This window comes from Deferrisoma palaeochoriense (assembly GCF_054656955.1).
The window spans coordinates 97,307-118,915 of sequence record NZ_BAAHXI010000001.1 but is presented as its reverse complement, the minus strand read 5'-3'; the positions used below and the strand labels follow the sequence as shown (position 1 = coordinate 118,915).

General features: G+C 71.3%; 20 protein-coding genes. 8 read left to right on the top strand and 12 right to left on the bottom strand.

Features of this window, described 5'->3' with window-relative positions:
- Positions 1–13: 13 nt before the first annotated feature.
- Positions 14–1,030: an amino acid ABC transporter substrate-binding protein gene (locus ACYQ8L_RS00570; RefSeq protein ID WP_459939801.1), complete on the bottom strand. Its 1,017-nt coding sequence runs from the start codon at positions 1,028–1,030 to the stop codon at positions 14–16.
- 192 nt (positions 1,031–1,222) lie between these two features.
- Here ACYQ8L_RS00570 and ACYQ8L_RS00565 point away from each other — a divergent pair, with 192 nt between their 5' ends.
- Complete coding sequence (locus ACYQ8L_RS00565; protein ID WP_459939800.1) at positions 1,223–2,128, top strand: DMT family transporter; 906 nt, start codon at positions 1,223–1,225, stop codon at positions 2,126–2,128.
- Here the strand turns inward: ACYQ8L_RS00565 and ACYQ8L_RS00560 are convergent.
- The 5 genes from ACYQ8L_RS00560 to ACYQ8L_RS00540 all read right to left on the bottom strand — a co-directional run bounded on the left by ACYQ8L_RS00560 (position 2,082) and on the right by ACYQ8L_RS00540 (position 6,495).
- On the bottom strand, positions 2,082–2,582 hold the full coding sequence (locus ACYQ8L_RS00560) for an asparaginase domain-containing protein (RefSeq protein WP_459939799.1): 501 nt from the start codon (positions 2,580–2,582) through the stop codon (positions 2,082–2,084). The two genes, ACYQ8L_RS00565 and ACYQ8L_RS00560, sit on opposite strands and share 47 nt — an antisense overlap.
- 133 nt (positions 2,583–2,715) lie before the next feature.
- The gene (locus ACYQ8L_RS00555) at positions 2,716–3,138 is read right to left on the bottom strand and encodes a putative toxin-antitoxin system toxin component, PIN family (protein WP_459939798.1); all 423 of its coding nucleotides are present in this window, start codon (positions 3,136–3,138) and stop codon (positions 2,716–2,718) included.
- Complete coding sequence (locus tag ACYQ8L_RS00550) at positions 3,131–3,382, bottom strand: ribbon-helix-helix domain-containing protein (protein WP_459939797.1); 252 nt, start codon at positions 3,380–3,382, stop codon at positions 3,131–3,133. The genes ACYQ8L_RS00555 and ACYQ8L_RS00550 overlap by 8 nt, the downstream gene beginning before the upstream one ends.
- 133 nt (positions 3,383–3,515) lie before the next feature.
- Positions 3,516–4,409, bottom strand: coding sequence for a tRNA modification radical SAM protein MnmL/YtqA (gene mnmL / locus ACYQ8L_RS00545; RefSeq protein WP_459939796.1), 894 nt, complete (start codon positions 4,407–4,409; stop codon positions 3,516–3,518).
- Positions 4,384–6,495 carry a dynamin family protein gene (locus ACYQ8L_RS00540; protein ID WP_459939795.1) on the bottom strand — a complete coding sequence of 704 codons (2,112 nt, stop codon included), beginning with the start codon at positions 6,493–6,495 and terminating at the stop codon, positions 4,384–4,386. Before ACYQ8L_RS00540 ends, mnmL begins: the two co-directional genes overlap by 26 nt.
- A gap of 308 nt (positions 6,496–6,803) precedes the next feature.
- On the opposite strand from ACYQ8L_RS00540, the gene ACYQ8L_RS00535 reads away from it, so the two are divergent.
- Complete coding sequence (locus ACYQ8L_RS00535; RefSeq protein WP_459939794.1) at positions 6,804–8,696, top strand: propionyl-CoA synthetase; 1,893 nt, start codon at positions 6,804–6,806, stop codon at positions 8,694–8,696.
- A gap of 320 nt (positions 8,697–9,016) precedes the next feature.
- A complete protein-coding gene (locus tag ACYQ8L_RS00530; protein WP_459939793.1) occupies positions 9,017–9,862 on the top strand; it encodes a 4Fe-4S binding protein in 846 nt (281 codons plus the stop codon).
- 13 nt (positions 9,863–9,875) lie between these two features.
- On the opposite strand, the gene ACYQ8L_RS00525 is transcribed toward ACYQ8L_RS00530, so the two are convergent.
- The 6 genes from ACYQ8L_RS00525 to ACYQ8L_RS00500 form a co-directional block, all read right to left on the bottom strand.
- The gene (locus ACYQ8L_RS00525) at positions 9,876–10,352 is read right to left on the bottom strand and encodes a DUF4149 domain-containing protein (RefSeq protein ID WP_459939792.1); all 477 of its coding nucleotides are present in this window, start codon (positions 10,350–10,352) and stop codon (positions 9,876–9,878) included.
- 94 nt (positions 10,353–10,446) lie between these two features.
- Positions 10,447–10,641, bottom strand: coding sequence for a YjfB family protein (locus ACYQ8L_RS00520; protein ID WP_459939791.1), 195 nt, complete (start codon positions 10,639–10,641; stop codon positions 10,447–10,449).
- A 482-nt stretch (positions 10,642–11,123) separates the two neighbouring features.
- Positions 11,124–12,113, bottom strand: a complete 990-nt coding sequence (locus ACYQ8L_RS00515) for a M28 family peptidase (RefSeq protein WP_459939790.1) — start codon at positions 12,111–12,113, stop codon at positions 11,124–11,126.
- A 15-nt stretch (positions 12,114–12,128) separates the two neighbouring features.
- Complete coding sequence (locus ACYQ8L_RS00510; RefSeq protein WP_459939789.1) at positions 12,129–13,493, bottom strand: multiheme c-type cytochrome; 1,365 nt, start codon at positions 13,491–13,493, stop codon at positions 12,129–12,131.
- Positions 13,494–13,935: 442 nt separating this feature from the next.
- A complete protein-coding gene (locus ACYQ8L_RS00505) occupies positions 13,936–14,751 on the bottom strand; it encodes a DUF169 domain-containing protein (protein WP_459939788.1) in 816 nt (271 codons plus the stop codon).
- 91 nt (positions 14,752–14,842) lie between these two features.
- Positions 14,843–15,808 (bottom strand): NAD-dependent epimerase, encoded by a 966-nt coding sequence (locus ACYQ8L_RS00500; protein WP_459939787.1) that lies wholly within the window; start codon positions 15,806–15,808, stop codon positions 14,843–14,845.
- Between the two features lie 328 nt (positions 15,809–16,136).
- Here ACYQ8L_RS00500 and ACYQ8L_RS00495 point away from each other — a divergent pair, with 328 nt between their 5' ends.
- From ACYQ8L_RS00495 to ACYQ8L_RS00475, 5 genes are all read left to right on the top strand, one after another.
- On the top strand, positions 16,137–16,643 hold the full coding sequence (locus ACYQ8L_RS00495; protein WP_459939786.1) for a nitroreductase family protein: 507 nt from the start codon (positions 16,137–16,139) through the stop codon (positions 16,641–16,643).
- Between the two features lie 24 nt (positions 16,644–16,667).
- Positions 16,668–18,098, top strand: coding sequence for a phosphoglucomutase/phosphomannomutase family protein (locus tag ACYQ8L_RS00490; protein WP_459939785.1), 1,431 nt, complete (start codon positions 16,668–16,670; stop codon positions 18,096–18,098).
- A 37-nt stretch (positions 18,099–18,135) separates the two neighbouring features.
- Positions 18,136–18,759 carry an MBL fold metallo-hydrolase gene (locus ACYQ8L_RS00485; RefSeq protein WP_459939784.1) on the top strand — a complete coding sequence of 208 codons (624 nt, stop codon included), beginning with the start codon at positions 18,136–18,138 and terminating at the stop codon, positions 18,757–18,759.
- A gap of 3 nt (positions 18,760–18,762) precedes the next feature.
- Positions 18,763–20,019 carry a bifunctional phosphopantothenoylcysteine decarboxylase/phosphopantothenate--cysteine ligase CoaBC gene (coaBC, locus tag ACYQ8L_RS00480; protein WP_459939783.1) on the top strand — a complete coding sequence of 419 codons (1,257 nt, stop codon included), beginning with the start codon at positions 18,763–18,765 and terminating at the stop codon, positions 20,017–20,019.
- Between the two features lie 197 nt (positions 20,020–20,216).
- Entirely contained in the window at positions 20,217–21,551 is a 1,335-nt protein-coding gene (locus ACYQ8L_RS00475; protein WP_459939782.1) for a UDP-glucose dehydrogenase family protein, read from the top strand.
- The last annotated feature ends 58 nt before the right edge of the window (positions 21,552–21,609 follow it).

Here is a 21,609-nt window from a genome sequence, read left to right as displayed (position 1 = left end):
CCCCGGGGGATCGCTACTTGAACGGCGGCACGTACATGAGCCCGCCGTCGGTCCACAGGGCGTTGAGGCCCCGCTCCAGCTTGAGCGGGGTGTTGGGGCCGACGTTGCGCTCGAACACCTCGGCGTAGTTGCCCACCTGCTTGATGATGTTGTAGGCCCACTTCTCGTCGAGGCCGAGGGCCTTGCCGTTCCCGGGCGTGACGCCCAGAAACCGCTGGACCTTGGGGTCCTTGCTCTTTAGCATCTCGTCCACGTTCTTCGAGGTGATGCCCATCTCCTCGGCCGCGATCATGGCCATCACGGCGTAGTCCACGATGTCGCGCCACTGCTCGTCGCCGTGGCGCACGGCCGGGGCCAGGGGCTCTTTGGAGATGATCTCGGGTAGGATCACGTAGTCGTCCGGGTTGGGGGCCACGGCCCGGGTGCCGGCGAGCTGGGAGGCGTCGGAGGTGAGCACGTCGCACCGGCCGGCGAAGAAGGTCTTGGCGAGCTCGGCCGTGTTCTCGATCACCACCGGCTTCCACTCCATGTTGTGGGTGCGGAAGAAGTCGGCCGCGTTCATCTCGGTGGTGGTGCCGGGGAGCACGCACACCGTGGCGCCGTCGAGCTCCTTGGCGCTCTTGACCCCGAGCTTCTTGGGCACCATGAAGCCCTGGCCGTCGTAGTAGTTCACGTGCACGAAGTCGAGGCCCAGGGCCGTGTCGCGGGTGAGGGTGCGGGTGGCGTTGCGGCACAGGACGTCGATCTCGCCCGACTGGAGCGCCGTGAACCGCTGCACCGCGGTGAGCGGCACCCACTTCACCTTGGAGGCGTCGCCGAACACGGCCGCGGCGATGGCCCGGCCGGTGTCCACGTCGAGCCCCCTCCACACGCCCTTCTCGTCGGGCATGCCGAACCCGAAAAGGCTCCCGTTCACGCCCACGATCACGTATCCTCGGGCGCGCACGGCGTCCAGGGTCTTCCCGGCCAGGGCCGGGCCCGCGGCCAGCACCGCGGCGAGGGTCAGGGTGGCGATGCGTCGCAGACTCATGGTCCTCCTCCTTTCCGGGCGCGGGGCGCGCCGCGTTCGACGGGAGCCGACTGGGTACCACAGGGGCCCACCGTTTGGCAAGGCCAAAGCGTTTTTGATAAATATGAACGCTTTCCGTTTCCTGTGAACCACAGACCGCCGCCGGCAGTAGGCCCCCGGCCCGGCCCCTTGTCAAGGCGAGAAGGAACCTCCATGTCCAACAGCAGGTTGGTTTTGGGCCTGGCCGGGGCGGCCGTGCTCTGGGGCGGCACCTTCGTGGCCGGCCGGGTGCTGGCGGCCGAGGTGCCGCCGGTGGCGGCCGCGTTCGTGCGGTTCGCCTTGGCGGGGGCGGCGCTTGCCGCCCTGGCCCGCCGGGAGGGGGTACCGCTTCCCCGGGACCGCCGGACCCTGGGACTCCTCGTCCTCCTCGGGATGACCGGGGTCGCCGGGTACAACCTCCTCTTCTTCACCGGGCTTCGCACCGTGGAGGCCGGCCGGGCCGCGCTCATCATCGCCAACAACCCGGTGGCCATCGCGGCCGGGGCCGCCCTGGTGCTCCGGGAGCCCCTGGGCTGGCGGGCCGGGGTGGGGATCGCCGTGGCCGTGACCGGCGCCGCCGTCATCGTGACCCGGGGCGAGCCCTGGGCCGTGCTCTCGGGGGGCATGGGGTGGGGGGAGCTTTGCATCGTGGGGTGCGTGGTGTGCTGGACCGCCTACACCCTGATCGGCCGGGTGGCCCTGCGGGGGGTGACCCCGCTCCAGGCCTCGGCCGGGGCCTGCGTGGCCGGGGCCCTTCTCCTGGCCGGGCCGGCCCTGGCGGCCGGGGTGCTCCCGAGCCTGCCCCGCTGGTCGGCCCGGGCCTGGCTCGCGGCCGCCTACCTGGCGTTCGGGGGCACGGTGCTCGCCTTCGTGTGGTACTACCGGGGGGTCCAGGCCTTCGGCGCGGCCCGGGCCGGGGTGTTCATCAACCTCGTTCCCGTGAGCGGGGTGTTTTTCGGCTGGCTCCTCCTGGGGGAGCGGCTCGATCCCTCGGTCTGGGTCGGCGCGGCCCTCGTGGGCGCCGGCATCGCCCTCACCCGCCGGGCGCCCGCCCCGCCTCCTCGAACCGGTTCGTTCTGAGGTTCTTTCGCACCCGGAACGGGTCGAACACCCGGCCGTTCATGGCCAGGTACACCCCGGGCGGGAGCGTCTGGACCGCGGCCACGGCGAACCCCAGGTTGAACGGGGCGTCGGTGGACCGGAACCGCCCCGGCTGGATCGCGCCGGTGAGCACCACGGTCTTGCCCGGAATCCCGGCCAGGGCCCGGCCCGTCTCGGCCATGGTGTCGGTGCCGTGGGTCACCACCACCCGGTCCTCGGGCGCGCGCTCCACGGCCTCGCGGATCCGGGCCCGGTCCTCGGGGGTGATCTCCAGGCTGTCCTTCCGCATCAGGGGCTCCACCACGTACTCGAACGCCACCCCGGCCTCCCGGAGCACCTCCCCGGCCAGGGGCTCCCCCACCTCGTAGGTGCTCTTGGCGTCGAAGTACACCTTGTCGATGGTGCCCCCCGTGGTGATGAACCGGATCCGCATGGGGCCTCCTCGTGGCCGCGTCCTCGTCGGGAAACCTCCCGCGGTTGTTCCTCCCGCCATTCCCCAGGGGCCCGGGCGGGGCCCGCTCAACTTCGCGCCTCCTGAATGCCCCACGCCCTCGGGTTCGGCAACCTTACCGCGCCCGGCGTTCCCTGAGAAAGGCCTGCGGGGACACAATGCGGATCCCTCGGTACGCCCCGAGCCGCAGAAGGTGCCGGTCGCCGGTGACCACGACCTGCGCGCCCGCGGCGAGCGCGGCCTCCAGGATGCGGTTGTCGTCCGGGTCCTCGGCGACCGCTTCCACGGCTTCCTTCGGCGACACGAGGTGGAAGGTCTCGCGGATCGCGTCCAGGATCTCCGCCACCTGGTCCCCTGTGAGGCCGAACTTCGGTCGCTGGAGGACCTCCTCGACCTCCCGGCAGATCGCCAGGGAAACCGCCCCGACCACCGCACCGGAAATCACCTCTTTTAGCACCTCACGGGGCGGGCCGCCGAAGAGAACCGCCGACACGAGCACGTTCGTGTCGCACACGATCCTTGTCGGCCCCTCACCCACGCCCTCTCCGCTCCCGGCGCACGGCCTCGACCTCCCGGTCCACGTCCTCGGGGGTCAGCCCCCGATCCTCCCGGAGCCGATCGCCGAACTCGAAGATCCGGCGCCAGCGCCGCTGCCGCTCGATGTGCGCCCGCACGGCCTCCCGCAGGAACTCGGAGCGGCTCTTTGCCTCCTGCCGCGCCTCCTCATCGATCAGCGCCAGAAGCTCGGGCGGAAACGAGATATTGACGGTCACGGATCGCATCGCCGGGTCACCTCCTCTGCGGGGTCCGCCCTGAAACATACAAAGTTTGTATGACCCCGGCAAGGAGCGCGGCCCGGAACCCGCCACGCATGAGACAGCCGCCTTCGCTGGAATCCAGAAGGGGTTCGCCCGCCTAGGGTCCGGTTCTGAGCCGCGCGCGGATCTCCCGGATCACCCGGTTGCGGTCGTAGCGGGGGGCGAGGAGCCGGTCGCCCAGGGTGTCTCCCACCAGGCGGTGGAGCACGGTGCGGGGGGGAAGCCGGCGGACGAACGCCGCGGCCCGCTCGATGTAGGCCTCTTCCGGAAGGGGGGCCACCTCGCCCCGGCGCCAGAGGGCCGCGAGCGGCGTGCCCTCGACCACCGCGAGCTGGTGGAGCTTCACGCCCTCGACCCCGAGGTCGGCGAGAAACGAGGCGGTCTGGGCCTCGTCGTCGGGCGCCTCGCCGGGAAGGCCCAGGATCACGTGGGCGCAGGCGAGAAGCCCCCGGGCCCGGGCCCGCCGGACGGCGTCGGCAAAGGCCTCGGCGGTGTGGCCCCGGCCGAGCCGCCGGAGGGTCTCGTCCCGGGCCGACTGGAGCCCGAGCTCGAGCCAGATCTCCCACCGGTCCCGGTAGCCCGCCAGGAGATCGAGCACCGGGTCGGACACGCAGTCGGGCCGGGTGCCCACACACAGGGCCACCACCTCGGGAAACGCCCGGCAGGCGTCCCAGAGGGCTTTCAAGACCGGCAGCGGCGCGTGGGTGTTCGTGTGGGGCTGGAAGTAGGCGGCCACCCGGGTCACCCCCCGGGCCCGGAGCCGCTCGATCCCGGCCGCGAGCTGCTCCGCCACGGGCCGCGGATCGCCCGCGCTCGGGGCGAACGAGGCCGGGTCGCAAAACAGGCACCCGCCCGTGCCCACGGTGCCGTCCCGGTTGGGGCACGAGAGCCCGGCGTCCAAACTCACCCGCCGCACCTCCCCCCCGAACCGGGCCTTCCAGTACCGCCCCGCCCCGGGGTAGGGATCAGGCGGCCAGGGGCGCGACGGCATCCCGGAGGCCCTCGAGGCGCGGCACGAGGTCGGCGCCCTGGCCCCGGCGCTCCTCCACCGCCCGCTCCAGGGCCGAGAGGTCCTGGAGCGCCGCCTGGGCGAGCTCCCGGTAGGCCGCGATCCAGGCGTCGGCCAGGGCCTCGAGGTTCGCGGCCACGAGCTGGTACTTCACCTGCTCGTTGTAGTGGAGCAGGTTCGACCGGGCCTCCTCCAGGAGCACCTCCCGCACCGCCTCGGCCCAGTCGGCCAGCATGCCCTGGGCGAACCCGGCCCGGTCGGTCCGGCCCACGAGCCGGCGGGCCCAGCCGGCCGCGGCCTTCCGGGTCCACTGGGCCGCGAGCCCGAGGGCCCGGTCGGCCGGGTGCTCCCCGCCGGCGTAGGTCACGGCGCTCGGAAGGGGGATGACCCGCCGGCCGATGGAGGGGTCGAGTTCGGGGGGGTCGAAGGGCGCCACCGGCAGCCCCAGGCGCTGGGCCTCTCGGTTGTAGGCCTCGACGTTTCGCACCAGGAGTTCGGCCGGGCCCCGGGCCGCGTCCTTGAGGGCCGAGCTCGCCTCGGCCCACACGGCCCGGATCGCCTCGACGGCCCGGGGGTTCAGCTCCTCGACCTTGAGCGCCTGGAACGCCGCCCGCATCTCCTGGTACACCCGGGCCATCTCCCGGTGGAACCGCTTGCGGTCGCCCGTGGCGCCGAGTTCGGGCGCCGGGAGTTCCCGCACCTTGGCCAGAAACCGCTCGGCCACCTCGCCCCCCGAGGGGTGGAACTGGCGGTCCACCCTGCGGAACGCCCGCTCCCGCACCTCGGCGGCCGCCGCCCGCACCGCCTTCTCGAAGGCCCCGAGGGAGGCCTCCACCTCGGCTCGGGCCCGGACCAGGGCGTCCTGCTCCGCGGCGAGCCGGGTCGTCTCCTCGCGCGCGAGCGTGAGGGCCGAGTCCACCCGGGCCAAGAGAGCCCGGGCCGCGCCCCGCACGGCCGACCGAACGGTGCGCTCGGTCTCCCGCTCCCGGGCCTCGGCGACGGTGTGAAACAGGGCCTCCCGGAACCCCGGGAACCCGTCGAGGGCCCGGGCCGGGGACTCCTCCCAGAGCTCCAGGAGCAGTTCCTCCTTGCGCTCCACGGCCGCGCCGGCCTCGCGCTTCGCGAGCAGAAGGCCGCGCAGGGCCGAGACCACGGCCACCTCCACCCGGCCGGCCAGGGGGGCGAGTTCGGCCGCCACCCGGTCGCGGATCGCGGCCAGGTCCTCGGCCGTGGGGTGCTCCCCGAGGTCGGCGTTCAGCACGAACCGGGCCGCCTCCAGGAGCCCCAGGGCCTTGATGTCGCGCACGAACCGCAGGTCGGCCTCCCTGAGGCCCACCCGGCTCGAAACGACGTACAGGATGCCATGGGCGCCCAGGAGGTATTCCTGCACCTTCTCCCGGTGGCGGGGGTTGGGGGAGTCGTAACCCTGGCAGTCCCCGAGTTCCACGCCCCCGGGGAGTCCGGTGCCGGGCAACTCGATCACGAGGTCGTCCACGTACACGGCCAGGGCATCGTCCCCGGCAAACGCCCGGTGCTGCTCGAACCGGTCGGGGCCGAGTTCCAACTCCCGGGGCTCCTCGCCGAGCCATTCTCGGATGCGCTCGTACCCGTCGAGATAGGCCCGCAGCAGGGCCACGTTGCGGTCGAAGCTGCCCCCCTCCCCCAGGGCCCGGTCCCCCAGCTCGTCCAGGGCCTCCCGGAGCCGCCGACGGTCGGCCTCGGACCGGAGGTCCACCCGCCGGCCGTCGTCGCCCGCGGCCAGCAGCAGGGCCGCGTCGGTGGCCTCCCGGTTCACCTCGGCCCACCCCTTGAGCCGGAGCCGGGCCCGGGGCTCGGGCCCGGGGCGCACCCGGGTCACGAGGGAGGTGATGATCCCGGCGCCCCGGCGAAGCACGTCCCGGCCCACCAGGGCGTTCACCAGGGTGCTCTTCCCGCTCTTCACGGTGCCGGCCACGGCCAGCCGGAACCCGTTCGCCCCTTCGAGGCTCCGGAGCCGCTCGATCCAGGGATCCACCCCGGCGCCCTCGGCCCCCACGAGTTCCCGGAACGTCTCCAGCAGAAACACCACCGGCTTGCACTCTTCCGAAACGTTCGTCACTACGACCCCACACCCGCGGCGGTTTGCCGCGCTCCATCAGGCCCGATCCGTCATCTCCCCCAGGGGAAAACCGCGGCCGGGCATCCTACCGGCGGCCCCGAGGGGTGTCAACGCGGCCCCGGCCGCTGCGGCGCCCGCGAACCGGCGGCACAAAACGCCTCCCCCGCTTTAGCCTCGCTCAAGATTTTTAGCCTTGCTGAAGTCCCCGGGAAGTTGCTACCCTGAGACGGCGTTTGTTGGGGCCTCATCCACTCTCATCATCCAACGAAGGAGGAGCCATGGGCCGGTACGACGAGATCTACCGCAGAAGCCTCGAAGACCCGGAGGGGTTCTGGGGGGAGGCGGCCGAGCAGATCGCCTGGACCAAGCGCTGGGACAAGGTGCTCGACGACTCCAACCCGCCCTTCTACCGCTGGTTCGTGGGCGGCGAACTGAACACCTGTTACAACGCCGTGGACCGGCACGTGGAGGCCGGCCGGGGCGACCAGGTGGCCCTGATCTACGATAGCCCCGTGACGAACCAGGTCCAGAAGTTCACCTACCGGGACCTCCAGGATCAGGTGGCCCGGTTCGCCGGGGTGCTCCGGGGCCTCGGGGTCGAAAAGGGCGACACGGTCATCATCTACATGCCCATGGTGCCCCAGGCCGTGGTGGCCATGCTGGCCTGCGCCCGGCTCGGCGCGATCCACTCGGTGGTGTTCGGCGGGTTCGCGCCCAACGAGCTGGCGATCCGGATCGACGACGCCAAGCCCAAGGTGATCGTGTCGGCGTCGTGCGGGATCGAGGTGACCAAGGTCATCGAGTACAAGCCCATGCTCGACAAGGCCATCGATCTGGCCAAACACAAACCCGAGAAATGCGTGATCCTGGCCCGGCCCCAGGCCCAGGCCGCCCTCACGGCCGGCCGGGACTTCGACTGGGACGACCTCATGGCCAAGGCCGAGCCGGCCGAGTGCGTGCCGGTCAAGGCCACCGATCCCCTTTACATCCTCTACACCTCGGGCACCACCGGCATGCCCAAGGGGATCGTGCGCGACAACGGCGGCCACGCCGTGGCCCTCCGGTGGAGCATGGAATACATCTACGACACCAAGCCCGGCGAGGTGTACTGGGCCGCCTCGGACGTGGGGTGGGTGGTGGGGCACTCCTACATCGTGTACGGCCCGCTCCTCACGGGCTGCACCACCATCCTCTACGAGGGCAAGCCCGTGGGCACCCCGGACCCCGGCGCGTTCTGGCGGGTGATCAGCCAGCACGGGGTCAAGGTGCTCTTCACGGCGCCCACGGCGTTCCGGGCGATCAAGAAGGAGGACCCCAACGGGGACTACTTCAAGAAGTACGACCTGTCGAACTTCAAGTACCTGTTCCTGGCCGGCGAGCGGCTCGATCCCGACACCTACCACTGGGCGTCGGATCTCCTGAAGCGGCCCGTCATCGACCACTGGTGGCAGACCGAGACGGGCTGGCCCATCGCGGCCAACTGCGCCGGGATCGAGCTCATGCCGATCAAGCCCGGGTCCCCCACCAAGGCCGTGCCGGGCTACGACGTGCGGATCCTCGACGATGCGGGGAAGGAACTGGGGCCCAACCAGGAGGGCATCGTGGTGGTGAAGCTGCCCCTGCCCCCGGGCACGCTCCCCACCCTGTGGCAGAACGACGAGCGGTTCCGCCAGTCGTACACCGACCCGTTCCCGGGCTACTACTTCACCGGCGACGGCGGCTACAAGGACGAGGACGGGTACCTCTACATCATGGGCCGGGTGGACGACGTCATCAACGTGGCCGGCCACCGGCTCTCCACCGGGGCCATGGAGGAGGTGATCGCGACCCACCCGGCCGTGGCCGAGTGCGCCGTGATCGGGGTGGCCGACAACCTGAAGGGCCAGGTGCCGGTGGGGTTCGTGGTCTTGAAGGCCGGCGCCGAGGTGGACCCGGATCAACTGAAGGCCGACCTGGTCAAGATGATCCGGGAGCAGATCGGGCCCATCGCCTGCTACAAGGAGACCATGATCGTGAAGCGCCTGCCCAAGACCCGCTCGGGTAAAATCCTCCGGGGCACCATGCGGAAGATCGCCGACGGTGAGCAGTACCGGGTGCCCTCCACGATCGACGACCCGGCGATCCTGGGCGAGATCGAGGAGGCCCTGAAGACCGTGGGCTACGCCAAGTAGCCCCAAGCGCAGGCTACCGCGCCACGGCCCGCCCCGGCCCGACCGGGGCGGGCCGTTTCGTGCCGCCGGCTCTCCGGGGCACGATGGATTTCACCACGGAGGGCACGGAGAGCACGGAGGGGAAACCCTTTTCGAGTCTCGCAACGCCCGCAAAGATCGCAACGAATTTCCCGCGGCGCGCGTGCGGCCGTGGTGTGAGAGACGATTCTCTCCGCCGCGGCCTGGCGATCGCGGTATGGAGGACCTTCGCAACGCTCGCACCCGGATCCCGTAGCGCGCGTTGCGGGCGTGGCGTGAGAAAAAGAAGGAGAGGCGTTACCGTGAACGACCTTCGCGACGAGCTCGTGGCCGAGATCCGGCGGCTCGTCCGGGAGCATCCGGCCAACCGGTTCCCCGGCACCGACGAGCCCATCTTCGACGAACCCCTGGTGGGGTTCGCGCCGGCGGACGACCCGATCTGGGGGAAGTACAAGGACATCATCGGGCCGTTCCACTGGTCCCCCCAGGAGGCCCTGGAGGCCGGGGGCGGCCGGGGCGAGGTCCGCACCGTGGTCTCCTGGATCCTTCCCATCACCGAGGCCACCCGGCGGGACAACCGGGCCGAGACCCGGCTCCCCTCCCGGCGGTGGGCCCACACCCGGTGGCACGGCGAGGCGTTCAACGAGGAACTCCGGCGAGCCGTGGTGGGGTTCCTGGCCGAGCGCGGCCACGGGGCGGCGGCGCCCTGCCTCGTCGACGGGTGGACGGTGGTGACCGACCCCCGGGTGGGGCTCGCGTCCACCTGGTCCGAGCGCCACGCGGCCTACGCCGCGGGGCTTGGCACCTTCAGCCTGAACGACGCCCTGATCACCGAGCGGGGCATCGCCCACCGCACCGGGTCGGTGGTGACCACGGCCGAGATCGCGCCCACCCCCCGCACGGCGGCCCATCACCGGGCGAACTGCGCCTTCTACTCGGCCAAGGGGTGCGGGGTGTGCATCGGACGCTGCCCCGTGGGCGCGATCAGCGAGGCCGGCCACGACAAGGAGCGCTGCCGGGCCTACACCTACGGCCGGGTGATGGACGAGGTGGGGGAGACGTTCGGGGTCAAGGTGGCCGGGTGCGGCCTGTGCCAGACCAAGGTGCCCTGCGAGCACCAGGTGCCCCCGGCGGCCCGGGAGGGGTAGCCGGCGGCGGCGTTCAGCCCCCGAGCCAGCGTCGGTCCCCCAGGAGCAGGAACGCGCCTTCGGCCAGCACGAGAAGGTTCAGCGCCATGCTCACCCCGTGGAGGCGGCCGAACCGGCGGCGCAGGGGGTGGTCGGGGGCCAGATTCTCGAAGGAATGGATCTCGGCCTTGACGGCCCGGGCCCGGGGGTGGACCCAGAACTGGTTCGCCCCGGCCGCGAGGAGCGCCGTGACGAGAAGCCCCAGGGCCACCCGGTGGGGCGTGCCCCAGGGGCCCTGCCGGGCGAGGAGGTACAGGACGAGCGCCGCGGCGACGAGGGCGGTCACGTAGGGGAAATACACCGGGAACACGACCCCCACCACCCGCCCGGCCTCGTCCCGGGGGAACGAGGCGAAGATCGGCGGGGTCACCACGAAGGTCACGGCCGCCACCCCGCCCACCCACAGGGCGAGCACGAAGCGAAACAGGGTGCTCCAGACGCGCGAATTCAAGGCCCCTCCGTCCGCCAAACGACCGGGGGGTGGGAAACCAACGAAGAAGGCGGCCCCACCCGGCCGCCCGATTCCCCTCCCTCCGCCGGGCGCCTCACGCCCGGACGTCCAGGTTCCCACCCACCCCGAGCGACCGGAACAACTCGGCCGCGAGGGCTTCCTGGGTGTCCAGGATCTTCTTCATCACCGCCATGCCGGCCTCGCCCTTGGCCTGTTCGGCCTTGAGCCCGGTCATCTCCTCGATGAGCCCCATGGTGAGGTCGCCGTTTCCCAACGCGCGCAGATCCATCGGTTTCTCCTCGGTTGCGTCCGGGGGTCCTCCGCTGGGACGCTGGGAGGCTTGGACGCTAGGAGGCCGAACTGCTTCGTGATTCTCGCCTCATCTCCGGCCCAGCACTACGGAGGCAGCCCTCCGGCGGTATTGCTCCGGCGGCTAAATAGGCACGGTCCGGGGCATGGGGCCTGCTGGAGCGCCGGGCGTGGCTCCTACAGTCGCTGCATCCGGCACTCAGCCAACGACTGGGACTATTCCGGCCAACCGGATGGACAAAACGCCCAGAGTTCTTGGCCGGTTCCGTCCGTCCGGCTGAGTGCCGGATGCAGCGTAAGCCGGGTGCTGCACTCACGCACGGCCGGAAGCAGGCCCCATGCCCTGGCGACTTCCTTGCGCGCCTCTATTGGCGCTGGGTTGATAGTAACGCCGTCGGCGGGCCTTTGGCCCGGGTCCCCTTCCCCTTCGGCCGGCGGGTCCCGGGACTTGAGGGGAAGCCGTCAGGGCCGGTCCGCGAGGACCCGGACCGCCTCGGCAACCCCCTTTACCAGCTCGGCCATGGCGCCGTAGTGGAGGGTGTCGGGCGTGTCGGTGGGCCGGTGGTAGTGGGGGTTTCGGTAGAAGGCCGTGTCGGTCACCATGACCGCCGGCCAGCCCATGGCCCAGAACCACCGGTGGTCCGAGAAATCGGTCCCCGGCACGAACCGCCCGGCGGCCAGGGTCTCCACCGGGAGGGCCGAGGCCGCCCGGAACGCGGCCGCCACCTCCCGCACCAGCCCCCGGGACCGCCAGTTCCCCACCACGGCCACGAAATCCGGCACCGACCGGTAGAACCACCCCATGAGCGGGAAGGGAAACGCCTGGCGCCCCTGGGATCCCGGATAGTACCCCACCATCTCGAGGCAGAGCATGGCGGCCACCTCCCGGCCCGCCGCCCGGAGCGAGCTCGCGTAGACCGCGCTCCCCATGGCCCGGGAGGGGAACACCGGGGGCTCCTCCAGGGTGAAGAACGCGAACTCCACGGGTCGGCGGAACCGCTGGCCGGCGAGGGCCTTCGCCGCCTCGAGGAGCACGGCCACCGCGCTCGCGTTGTCGTCGGCCCCGGGCGTGCCCCACACCGTGTCGTAGTGGGCCCCCGCCACCACGAGCCCGGCCGCCTCGTCCCGGCCGGGAAGGGCCGCGATCACGTTGTGGTAGGTGCGCCCCCCGTACGGGACGTCCTGGTACCGGGGCGCGTAGCCGGCGTCGCGGAGGATCCCGGCGATGGAGTCCCGGGCCCGGGCCAGGGCCTCGGGCTCCTCGGCGCTTCGCGGCCCGATCCGGACCGCGAGTTCCTCCACGTGGGCCCGAAGCGCCCGCGCCTCGGGGCCGTCCGCCCGGACCGGCCCGGGGGCCGGCGCGAAACACCTCACCTTCAGGAGCGAATAGGCCAGGAAGCAGACCAGGACGAACACGACCGCCAGGGGCGCGAGAACCAGCACCCGGACCACGGTCCCACGTCCCGGCTACCGGGCCGCCCCCACCTCCCCCTCGGCCGCCGCCATCTCCACCAGGGGCACCCGCCAGCCCGGCCGGTCGAGATACTCGTCGGCCACCTCCTGGGGCAGGCTCCGGTACAGGAGCCGGGCGGTCACCCGGAACGGCCCCTGCGCGTCGTCGGGCAGGCCGATCTCGTACCGTTCGGTCCGGGTTGACCGGGGCGGGATCGAGGTGTCGTCGGCGATCGCGGCGATCCGCCACGGCTTCCAGGTGGGCCGGCCCTCGGCGTCCACGGCCCGGGCCCCGAACCGACGGGCGGCCGGATCGCGCCGCCCCCGGTCGTCGAGCCCCCCGCTCCGGAACACGACGGCCCCCTCCCGCCCCAGGTCCTCCACCACCACCTCAAGCCACATCTCCCGCAGCTCCGTCATGGAGGTGGGCAGGTTGTGGCCGGCCCGGGCGTTCTCCACCCCCACGGCCACCTCGAGCACCCGGCCGGGCGCGGCGGCGTCGGGGAGTTCGAGGCGGAGCCGGGCGGCGCTCTGGAGCCGGAGCCGGGCGTCGTTGGCGTGGCGCCAGTGGTTGAGGAGCGTCGGAATGGCGGCGTTCGCGCCCGTGAAGTCGTGGTCGAAGAACGGGGAGCGCACCGTGTCGAAGCTGCTCGTGAGCCCCCGCCGCACGGCCTTCTCCAGGGTGTCGGCGACCCGGGCCGCCACCTCGGGGGGCACCATGTGGCAGTCCTGGCACTGGATCCCGGCCCGGGCGTACTCGCTACGCTTCCACTCCTCGTAGGTCCGGGCGATCTCGGTCTCGTTCACCGGGTGAAACACGTTGTGACAGGCGCCGCAGAACTCGCTCTGGGTGTGGATGTCGGAGTAGGCCGTGGCGTGGAACGAGCTGTGGGCGTCGGCGTAGGGCCCCCGTTTCGGCCCCTCGGGCTCCACGGCGAGGCCCGAGTTCCCCGGGTTCCCCCCCTTTTCCAGGAGCTTCACCCCCACCACCGAGTGGCAGAAGTCGCAGGTGACCCCCTCGTCGGCCCGGGGGTCGATCACGATCTCCCCGCTGTCGCGGATCCAGACCTGCTCCGTGAGCGCCCCCACCGGGGCGTGGCATCCCGCGCAGAACCGGTCGGTGGCGCCGGCCGTGTCCCGGGAGGCCTCCCGCCACAGGGCCCGGTAGAGCGGGTCGGCCAGGGCGTTGGCGTGCATGGAGCCCCGCCACTGCTCGTACTGGACCGGGTGGCAGTAGCCGCAGGTGTCGGCCGAGGTGAACTGGCCCGGCGTGGCGGGCAGCCCCGTGGTGGTGTTCAGGATCTTGGGGTAGAAGACCGGCTCGGCCGCAAAGGCCGGGACGGCGAACACGAGGGCGAGGACCAGGGTGAAGCGTCGCATGGGGGCCTCCCTGTCTGCGAGGAACCACCCCCACGGTACCAGGATCCGCCCGCGTCGCAACCGGCCCCCAAGCGGGCCGAAGGCCGCACGAGGACCCGCCCGGGTTGGGAAACTCGGGAGCCCACGAGGCGGCCTGCTCGCGGACCACCGCCCCGGGGGAAGGCGCCGGTGCGCGAACTGGCGGGCGGGGCAAGGAGGGCAGCGGGCCCGTGTCAGGAGTCAGTGGACAGACGACAGAGGACAGGGGGCTCTCTGACCTCTGACTTCTGAATTCTGGCCCCTGATACGGCAGCCTCTCCCACGGGTTGGCAGGCGCGATGACGCCGGAGTCCCGGACGCTCTTGGCCGCCTAGCTGCCGAGCCGCCTAGCCGCCTCGCGGAAGTTCCTTGCGCGATCGGCCCCGGCGGGGCCCCACAGCCATCCAGGCAACGGTCGGTCCGGCTACTCCCCTCGCAGCGCCCGCCACACGGGCCGGTCGAGGAAGCTCCCCGGGGCGTCGGCCTCCATCCGCCGGAACAGGGGGTACGGCATCGCGAAGCTCAACACCCGTTCCCCCAGGCTCCGCCGCACCTGGAGGCGGGCCGAGGGGTCCAGGAGACCCAGCACCGCGCGGGGGTGCTCGGCGCGGGCCTCCCGGTAGGGGTAGATCCCGATCGCCTGGCACCCGGCCGCAAACGGCGCGATGACCCGCTCGTTGTCCGGCCCCCGGTAGTTGGCGAGCACGGAGAGCGCCGCCACCTGGTCCGGGTCGGCGAAGAACACCACGACCTCGGGCGGCGGTTCGTCCTCCCCCACGGCCGAGAGCGGCCGAAAGACCACGGCGCCGGCGCCGGTGTCGGTGATGGGCAGGCGCGCCACGAACGCGCGGACCACCTCGGGGGAGGCCAGGTACCGCTCCCCCTCCAGGAACTCGTCCAGAGCCTCGGGCCGCATGTGGGGCCGAAGCCCCTCGGCCACGGCCCGCCCCTCGGGGGACGAGGCGTTGCCGGTGGAGAGGAACCGGCAGAAGCACTCGGGCCCCCCGGGAAAGTTCCGGTACTGGTCCCCGAACCCCAGGCCCACCCCGCCCCCGAAGCATCCGAACCGGCCCCGGGCCACCGCCGCCGTGCGGCCCCGGGCCGCGGCCGCCGCAAGCCACATGACACACCCCCACCGGCCCGGCCGGAACCCGACGGCGCCCTCGGGGGCCTCGGGGACCCACCAGATGCCCACGGGCTCGGTCCGAAGCCCGATCTTCTCGGCGATCACGCTTCGCATGGCGAACCTCCCGGAAAGGCGGTCTGCGGTCCGCGGTCCGCGGTCCGCGGTCTGCCGTCCGCACGTCCGCACGTCCGCACGTCCTGCCGTCCTACCGTCCGCGCAGCCCCGCGTCCCACTCCCGGTACCACGCCACGAACCTCGGGATCCCCACCTCGATGGGGGTGGTGGGCTCCCAACCCCAGAGTTCCTTGGCCCGGGTCACGTCGGCGTAGGTGCGCGGCACGTCGCCCGGCTGCATGGGCAGGTAGTTCTTCCGGGCCGTTTTGCCCACGGCCTCCTCGAGCACCTCGATGAACCGCTCGAGGCGCACCGGCCGGTGGTTCCCCAGGTTCACCACCTCGAACGGGAGCGGGGTGTCGATGGCGGCCACCACGCCCCGGACGATGTCGTCGATGTAGGTGAAATCCCGCTCCATGTCGCCGTGGTTGTAGACGTCGATGGGCTCGCCGGCCAGGATCTTCCGGGTGAAGGTGAACAGCGCCATGTCGGGCCGGCCCCAGGGTCCGTAGACCGTGAAGAACCGAAGCCCGGTCATGGGGATGCCGTAGAGGTGGTGGTACGTGTGGGCCATGAGCTCGTTGGCCACCTTGGTGGCGGCGTAGAGGCTCACGGGCCGGTCCACCCGGTCGGTCTCGCTGAAGGGAACCTTCTCGTTGGCCCCGTACACCGACGACGACGAGGCGTACACCAGGTTCCCGGTGCCCCGGTGCCGGCAGGCCTCCAGGATCCGCAGGAACCCCATCAGGTTCGCCTCGCCGTAGGCCACGGGGTTCTGGAGGCTGTAGCGCACCCCCGCCTGAGCCGCCAGGTGGCACACCACGTCGAAGGGCCCCTCGTCGAACGCCGCCTCCACCGCGGCGGGATCGGCCACGTCGCCCCGGAGGAACCGGAACCCTTCCCGGCCCTCGAGCCGGCCCAACCGGGCCTCCTTGAGCCGAACGTCGTAGTAGTCGTTCAGGTTGTCGAAGCCCACGACCCGGTCGCCCCGGTCGAGCAGGAACTCCGCCACCGCGGCCCCGATGAACCCGGCCGCACCGGTCACGAGTACGTTCACGGAGGATCTCCTTTCCGTTTGGACGTTGGGACGCGCGGACGTGCACCGCGGCGTCCCGACTCAGGCTACGCCTGCGGCCAACCGGACCGAGGAACACGGCGTTCCCCGCCGAGACCGCGGCGGCCCGGCCGACGGGCGGATCGTACCAGATGCCCGGGCCGGAGGGCCACAATCCCGCGGAAATCTGCGCAAAAACCGGGGCTTTCTTGACCCTTCCGAAACCCGGCTGGTATACTCCGCGCCCTGTTCGCTGGCCCTGCGCCGGCGACGTTTCGCGCAAACCGTCCCCCGTTTCCGGCAGGCATCCGCCGGGTTCTCCGAAGGAACCATGGACACCTCCGAAGCCATCCGCACCCGACGCAGCGTGCGCCGGTTCCGGCCCGACCGGGTTCCGGCCGACCTCATCGACAGGCTCCTCGACGCCGCCCGGTGGGCCCCCTCGGGCCTCAACAACCAGCCGTGGCGTTTCGTGGTGGTCGAGGACGCCGGCGTTCGGGAGCAACTGGCCGGCTGCACGAAGTACGGCCGGATCCTCCGGGCGGCCCCCCTGGCGGTGGCCGTGTTCCTGAACACCGAAACCTCCTACCACCGGGAGAAGGACATCCAGGGGGTGGGCGCCGCCCTGCAGAACCTGCTGCTCGAGGCCCACAACCTGGGTCTGGGCGCCTGCTGGCTAGGCGAAATCCTGAACCAGCGGGAGCGGGTGGAGGAGATCCTCGGCGTGCCGGCCCACCTCGAACTCATGGCCGTGGTGGCCGTGGGCTACCCGGAGGGCGACCGCCACGGGAACCCCGAGCGGTTGCCCGTCGAGGACCTGGTCGTCGCCCGGTTCTGACCCGATCCGTCCCGCGAGGTTCCCATGGAGAGACCCGTCGTCAAGTTCGGCACCTCCGGCTGGCGCGCCGTCCTGTGTGACGCCTTCACCTTCGAAAACGTGCGGATCGTGGTGCAGGCCATCGCCGACCACCTCAAGGCCGGCGGCCTCGACGAGCGCGGGGTGCTCGTGGCCTACGACACCCGGTTCCTGGGCGACCGGTTCGCTCGGGTGGCCTGCGAGGTGTTCGCCGGGAACGGGATCCCGTCGTTCCTGCCCCCCCGGGACGTGCCCACCCCGGTGGTTTCCTTCGACATTCTCCGGAACGAGCGGGACGGCGCGGTGAACTTCACGGCCTCCCACAACCCCCCCGAGTACAACGGGGTCAAGTTCAGCCCGGCCTGGGGCGGCCCGGCGCTGCCCGAGACCACCCGCGACATCGAGGAGCGGGCGAACCGCCGCATGGCCGAGGGGTCGTACCTGCGGATCCCCTTCGAGGAGGCCGAGGAGAAGGGCCTGGTGCGGCCCCACGACCCCCGGCCCGCGTACCTCGATCGGATCCGGGACCTCGTGGACCTCGACGCCGTCCGGAAGGCGGGGCTGCGGCTCGCGGCGGACCTCCTCCACGGCACGGCCCGGGGCTATTTGGACGAGCTTCTCCGGGAGGCCGGCTGCGACCTCACGGTGCTGAACGACCGGCCCGACCCCCTGTTCGGGGGCCGCCCGCCCGAGCCGAGCCGCGAGAACATCCCCGAACTCCTGGACCTCGTGGCCTCGGACCCCACGGTCGCGTTGGGGCTCGGGACCGACGGCGACGCCGACCGGTTCGGGGTGGTGGACCGGGGGGGCGCCTTCGTGGAGCCCAACTACTTTCTGGCGCTCCTGTTCGACTACCTCGTGACCGAGCGGGGGTTCGAGGGGGGGGTGGCCCGCAGCGTGGCCACGAGCCACCTCCTCGACGCCGTGGCCCGAAAGCTCGACCGGCCCGTGTACGAAACCCCCGTGGGGTTCAAGTTCATCGGCGACCTGATCCGCCGGGGCGAGGTGGCCCTGGGGGGCGAGGAGTCGGCCGGGCTCTCGATCCGGGGCCACGTGCCCGAGAAGGACGGGATCCTCGCCTGCCTGCTGGCGGCCGAGATGGTGGCCCGGCGCGGGAAGCCCCTGCTCCGGCAGTTGGAGGAACTCTACGCCGAGGTGGGGCGGTACCGGACCCGGCGGGTGAACTTGCACCTTACCCCGGCCCTGGAGGACGCTTTCGGCGCCAAGGTGGCGTCCCCGCCGGGAGAAATCGCCGGGCGGAAGGTCCGGGAGGTCGTCACCGTGGACGGCCACAAGCTGCTCCTCGAGGGCGATGCCTGGATCCTCGTGCGGAAATCGGGCACCGAGCCGGTGGTGCGGCTCTACGCGGAAGCCCCGACCGACGAGGCCCTGGACGAGCTCGTGGCGGCCGGCCGGGCGTGGATCCTGGGGAACTGACCCCGAAGCAAACCTCCCTCACGACGAGGATGGGACGATGATTCTGGAACAATTGGTTGTCGGGCCGATCCAGGCCAACTGCTACATCCTGGGCGACGAGGCCACCGGCGAGGCCGTGGTCATCGACCCCGGCGGCGACACCCCGGTGATCCTCAAGGCGCTCCAGGCCCGGGGGCTCAAGCCCGTGGCGATCGTGGCCACCCACGGCCATTTCGACCACGTGGAGGGCCTGGCGAGCATGAAGCGGGCCACCGGGGCGCCCGTGTGCGTGCACCCGGCGGAGATCCCGCTGCTCCGGGGCCTCACGAGCCAGGGGCTTCTCTTTGGCATGCGGGTCGAGGCCGCACCCGAGCCCGACGTGCTCCTGGAGGAGGGGCAAATCATCCCCTTCGGCACGCTCGGGCTCCGGGTTCTCCACACCCCCGGGCACAGCCCGGGTTCCGTGAGCCTCCTGATCGACAAGAAGGTGTTCGTGGGCGATCTCCTGTTCGCCGGTTCCATCGGCCGTACCGACCTCCAGGGCGGGGACTACGACACCCTGATCCGCTCGGTGCGGGAGAAGATCTTCACCCTGCCGCCCGACACCGTGGTGTACCCGGGCCACGGCCCGGCCACCACCGTGGCCACCGAGATGCGCACCAACCCCTTCTTCGTGTACTGACCCATGCTCCGCGGCAAGGAGATCCTGCTGGGCGTGACCGGCGGCATCGCCGCCTACAAGAGCGTGTACCTGTGCCGGGAGCTCACGGTGCGGGGCGCCAACGTGCACGTGGTGATGACGAAGAACGCCATGAACTTCGTCACCCCGCTCACGTTCCAGACGATCTCCGGAAACCCCGTGACCCACCGGATGTTCGAGCTCTTTCGGGGTCCCGAGATCGGCCACGTGGCCCTGGCCGACCGGGCCCACGCCCTGGTGGTGGCCCCGGCCACGGCGAACATCCTGGGCAAGGTGGCCAACGGCCTGGCCGACGACTTCCTCTCCACCATGATCATGGCCACCCGGGTGCCGGTGCTCTTCGCGCCGGCGATGAACGTGGTCATGTGGGAGAACCCCGCGGTCCAGGAGAACGTGCGCCGGCTCCGGGACCGCGGCTACGCCTTCGTGGGCCCGGTGGAGGGGGAACTGGCCTGCGGTGTCGAGGGCAAGGGCAAGATGGCCGATCCCCTCCGGATCGTCGAGGCCCTGGAGGGGGTGCTCACCCCCAAGGACCTCCGGGGCGAGACCGTGCTCGTCACCGCCGGCCCCACCATCGAGCCCATGGACCCGGTGCGGTTCATCTCGAACCACTCCTCGGGGAAGATGGGCTATGCCCTGGCCCGGGCGGCCGTGCGCCGGGGGGCCCGGGTGATCCTGGTCACGGGCCCCACCTCGCTCCCCGATCCCCTGGACGCCGAGGTGGTGCGGGTGACCACGGCCAGGGAGATGCGCGACGCCGTGATCGCCCGGGCGGAGGAAGCCACCGTCACCCTGATGGCGGCGGCCGTGTGCGACTGGCGGCCCGCGGCCGCGGCGTCCCAGAAGATCAAGAAGCGCTCGGGCGCCCCGCCGTCCCTGGAACTCGAACCGAACCCCGACATCCTGCGGGAACTCGGGGCGCGCAAGCGGCCGGACCAGATCCTCATCGGGTTTGCGGCCGAGACCTCGTCCCTCGAGGAGAGCGCGAAGGCGAAGCTCGAGGAGAAGCGGCTCGACGCCATCGTGGCGAACGACGTCACGGCCCCGGGGGCTGGGTTCCACGTGGACACCAACGAGGTGGTGATCTTCACGGCCTCCGGGGAGCGGATCGGCGTGCCCCGGATGCCTAAGGACCGGGTGGCCGACCGGATCCTGGGGCTCGTGGCGAAGATGCGCCGCGGCACCCAGAAGCCGGGTTGGGAACCCCAGGCCGAGCGGCCCGAGTTCTGGAAAGAAGGGTGACGGGGTTCAGGCCTCCGCGGAACTTCGGTCCGCGGTCGCCGGGCTGCGGTCTTCGGTCCCTCGGTCCCGGCTGCGGCGGCTCTCCGTCTGGCCGACAGCGGAACGTTATTGTTCTTGCGAACAGGCTGCCCCGCGGCCTACCGGAGCTTTCAGCTTTCTACCTTTCCAGCTTTCTAGCCTTCCAGCAGGGAAACCCCATGAAACTTTGTGTCATCGGAACCGGATACGTGGGTCTCGTCACCGGCACCTGCTTTGCCGAGATGGGCAACGACGTGGTGTGCGTGGACATCGACGAGGCCAAGATCGAGAAACTCCGCCGCAAGGAGATCCCCATCTACGAGCCGGGGCTCCAGGAGATCCTGGAGCGCAACGTGGACGAGGGGCGGCTCACGTTCACCACCGACCTCAAGGAGGGGGTGGAGCGAAGCCTCCTTCTCTTCATCGCGGTGGGAACCCCCGAGGGGGAGGACGGCTCGGCCGACCTCCAGCACGTGCTCGCCGTGGCCCGCTCCATCGGCCAGGTCATGGACGGCTACCGGATCGTGGTCATCAAGTCCACGGTGCCGGTGGGCACGGCCGAGAAGGTGCGCGACGCGATCCGGGCCGAACTCGAGGCCCGGGGCCTCGACGACCTGGAGTTCGACGTGGTGTCGAACCCCGAGTTCCTGAAGGAGGGGAACGCGGTCCAGGACTGCCTCAAGCCCGACCGGATCATCGTGGGCACCGACAACGTGCGCACGGCCGAGATCCTGAAGGAGCTCTACGCGCCCTTCACCCGCACGAACCACCCGATCATCGTCATGGACATCCGGTCGGCCGAGATGACCAAATACGCCTCGAACGCCATGCTGGCCACCAAGATCTCGTTCATCAACGAGATCGCCAACATCTGCGAGCGGGTGGGGGCCGACGTGGGGGCCGTGCGGCTCGGGATGGGGGCCGACTCCCGCATCGGGTACCAGTTCCTGTTTCCCGGGGTGGGCTACGGCGGCTCGTGCTTTCCCAAGGACGTGAAGGCCCTGATCCAGACGGCCCGCCAGGCCGGATACGAGGCCCAGGTGCTCCAGGCGGTGGACAGCCTCAACAACCGCCAGAAGTCCGTGCTGGCGGAGAAGATCCTCTCCTGGTTCGACGCGGAGGGGATCGATCCGGCCGGGGCCACCGTGGCCGTGTGGGGGCTGGCGTTCAAGCCCAACACCGACGACATGCGCGAGGCCCCGAGCCTCACCGTGATCGGCCGGTTGCGGGAGGCCGGGTGCCGGATCCGGGCCTACGACCCGGTGGCCGAGGGGAACGCCCGGAGGATCCTGGGCGAGGGGGACGGGCTCACCTACTGCACGAACAACTACGAGGCCCTGGAGGGGGCCGACTGCCTGGCCATCTGCACCGAGTGGGGGGTGTTCCGCCGGCCCGATTTCGACCGGATGAAGGCGCTCTTGAAGCGCCCGGCCATCTTCGACGGCCGAAACCTCTACGAGCCGGCGAACATGAAAAAACTCGGGTTCACCTACTTCGGGATCGGGAGGCAGTAAACAGGCCGGGCGGCTGGACAGCGGGGCGGCTTGGCGGCGGGGGGCTCCCTGGCCCCGT

Bases quoted from the DNA above. Each gene is read 5' to 3' on its own strand.
- ACYQ8L_RS00570 (WP_459939801.1), bottom strand. From the start codon at position 1,030: ATGAGTCTGCGACGCATCGCCACCCTGACCCTCGCCGCGGTGCTGGCC.
- ACYQ8L_RS00565 (WP_459939800.1), top strand. From the start codon at position 1,223: ATGTCCAACAGCAGGTTGGTTTTGGGCCTGGCCGGGGCGGCCGTGCTC.
- ACYQ8L_RS00560 (WP_459939799.1), bottom strand. From the start codon at position 2,582: ATGCGGATCCGGTTCATCACCACGGGGGGCACCATCGACAAGGTGTAC.
- ACYQ8L_RS00550 (WP_459939797.1), bottom strand. From the start codon at position 3,382: ATGCGATCCGTGACCGTCAATATCTCGTTTCCGCCCGAGCTTCTGGCG.
- mnmL (WP_459939796.1), bottom strand. From the start codon at position 4,409: ATGCCGTCGCGCCCCTGGCCGCCTGATCCCTACCCCGGGGCGGGGCGG.
- ACYQ8L_RS00535 (WP_459939794.1), top strand. From the start codon at position 6,804: ATGGGCCGGTACGACGAGATCTACCGCAGAAGCCTCGAAGACCCGGAG.
- ACYQ8L_RS00520 (WP_459939791.1), bottom strand. From the start codon at position 10,641: ATGGATCTGCGCGCGTTGGGAAACGGCGACCTCACCATGGGGCTCATC.
- ACYQ8L_RS00510 (WP_459939789.1), bottom strand. From the start codon at position 13,493: ATGCGACGCTTCACCCTGGTCCTCGCCCTCGTGTTCGCCGTCCCGGCC.
- ACYQ8L_RS00505 (WP_459939788.1), bottom strand. From the start codon at position 14,751: ATGCGAAGCGTGATCGCCGAGAAGATCGGGCTTCGGACCGAGCCCGTG.
- ACYQ8L_RS00495 (WP_459939786.1), top strand. From the start codon at position 16,137: ATGGACACCTCCGAAGCCATCCGCACCCGACGCAGCGTGCGCCGGTTC.
- ACYQ8L_RS00490 (WP_459939785.1), top strand. From the start codon at position 16,668: ATGGAGAGACCCGTCGTCAAGTTCGGCACCTCCGGCTGGCGCGCCGTC.
- ACYQ8L_RS00485 (WP_459939784.1), top strand. From the start codon at position 18,136: ATGATTCTGGAACAATTGGTTGTCGGGCCGATCCAGGCCAACTGCTAC.
- coaBC (WP_459939783.1), top strand. From the start codon at position 18,763: ATGCTCCGCGGCAAGGAGATCCTGCTGGGCGTGACCGGCGGCATCGCC.
- ACYQ8L_RS00475 (WP_459939782.1), top strand. From the start codon at position 20,217: ATGAAACTTTGTGTCATCGGAACCGGATACGTGGGTCTCGTCACCGGC.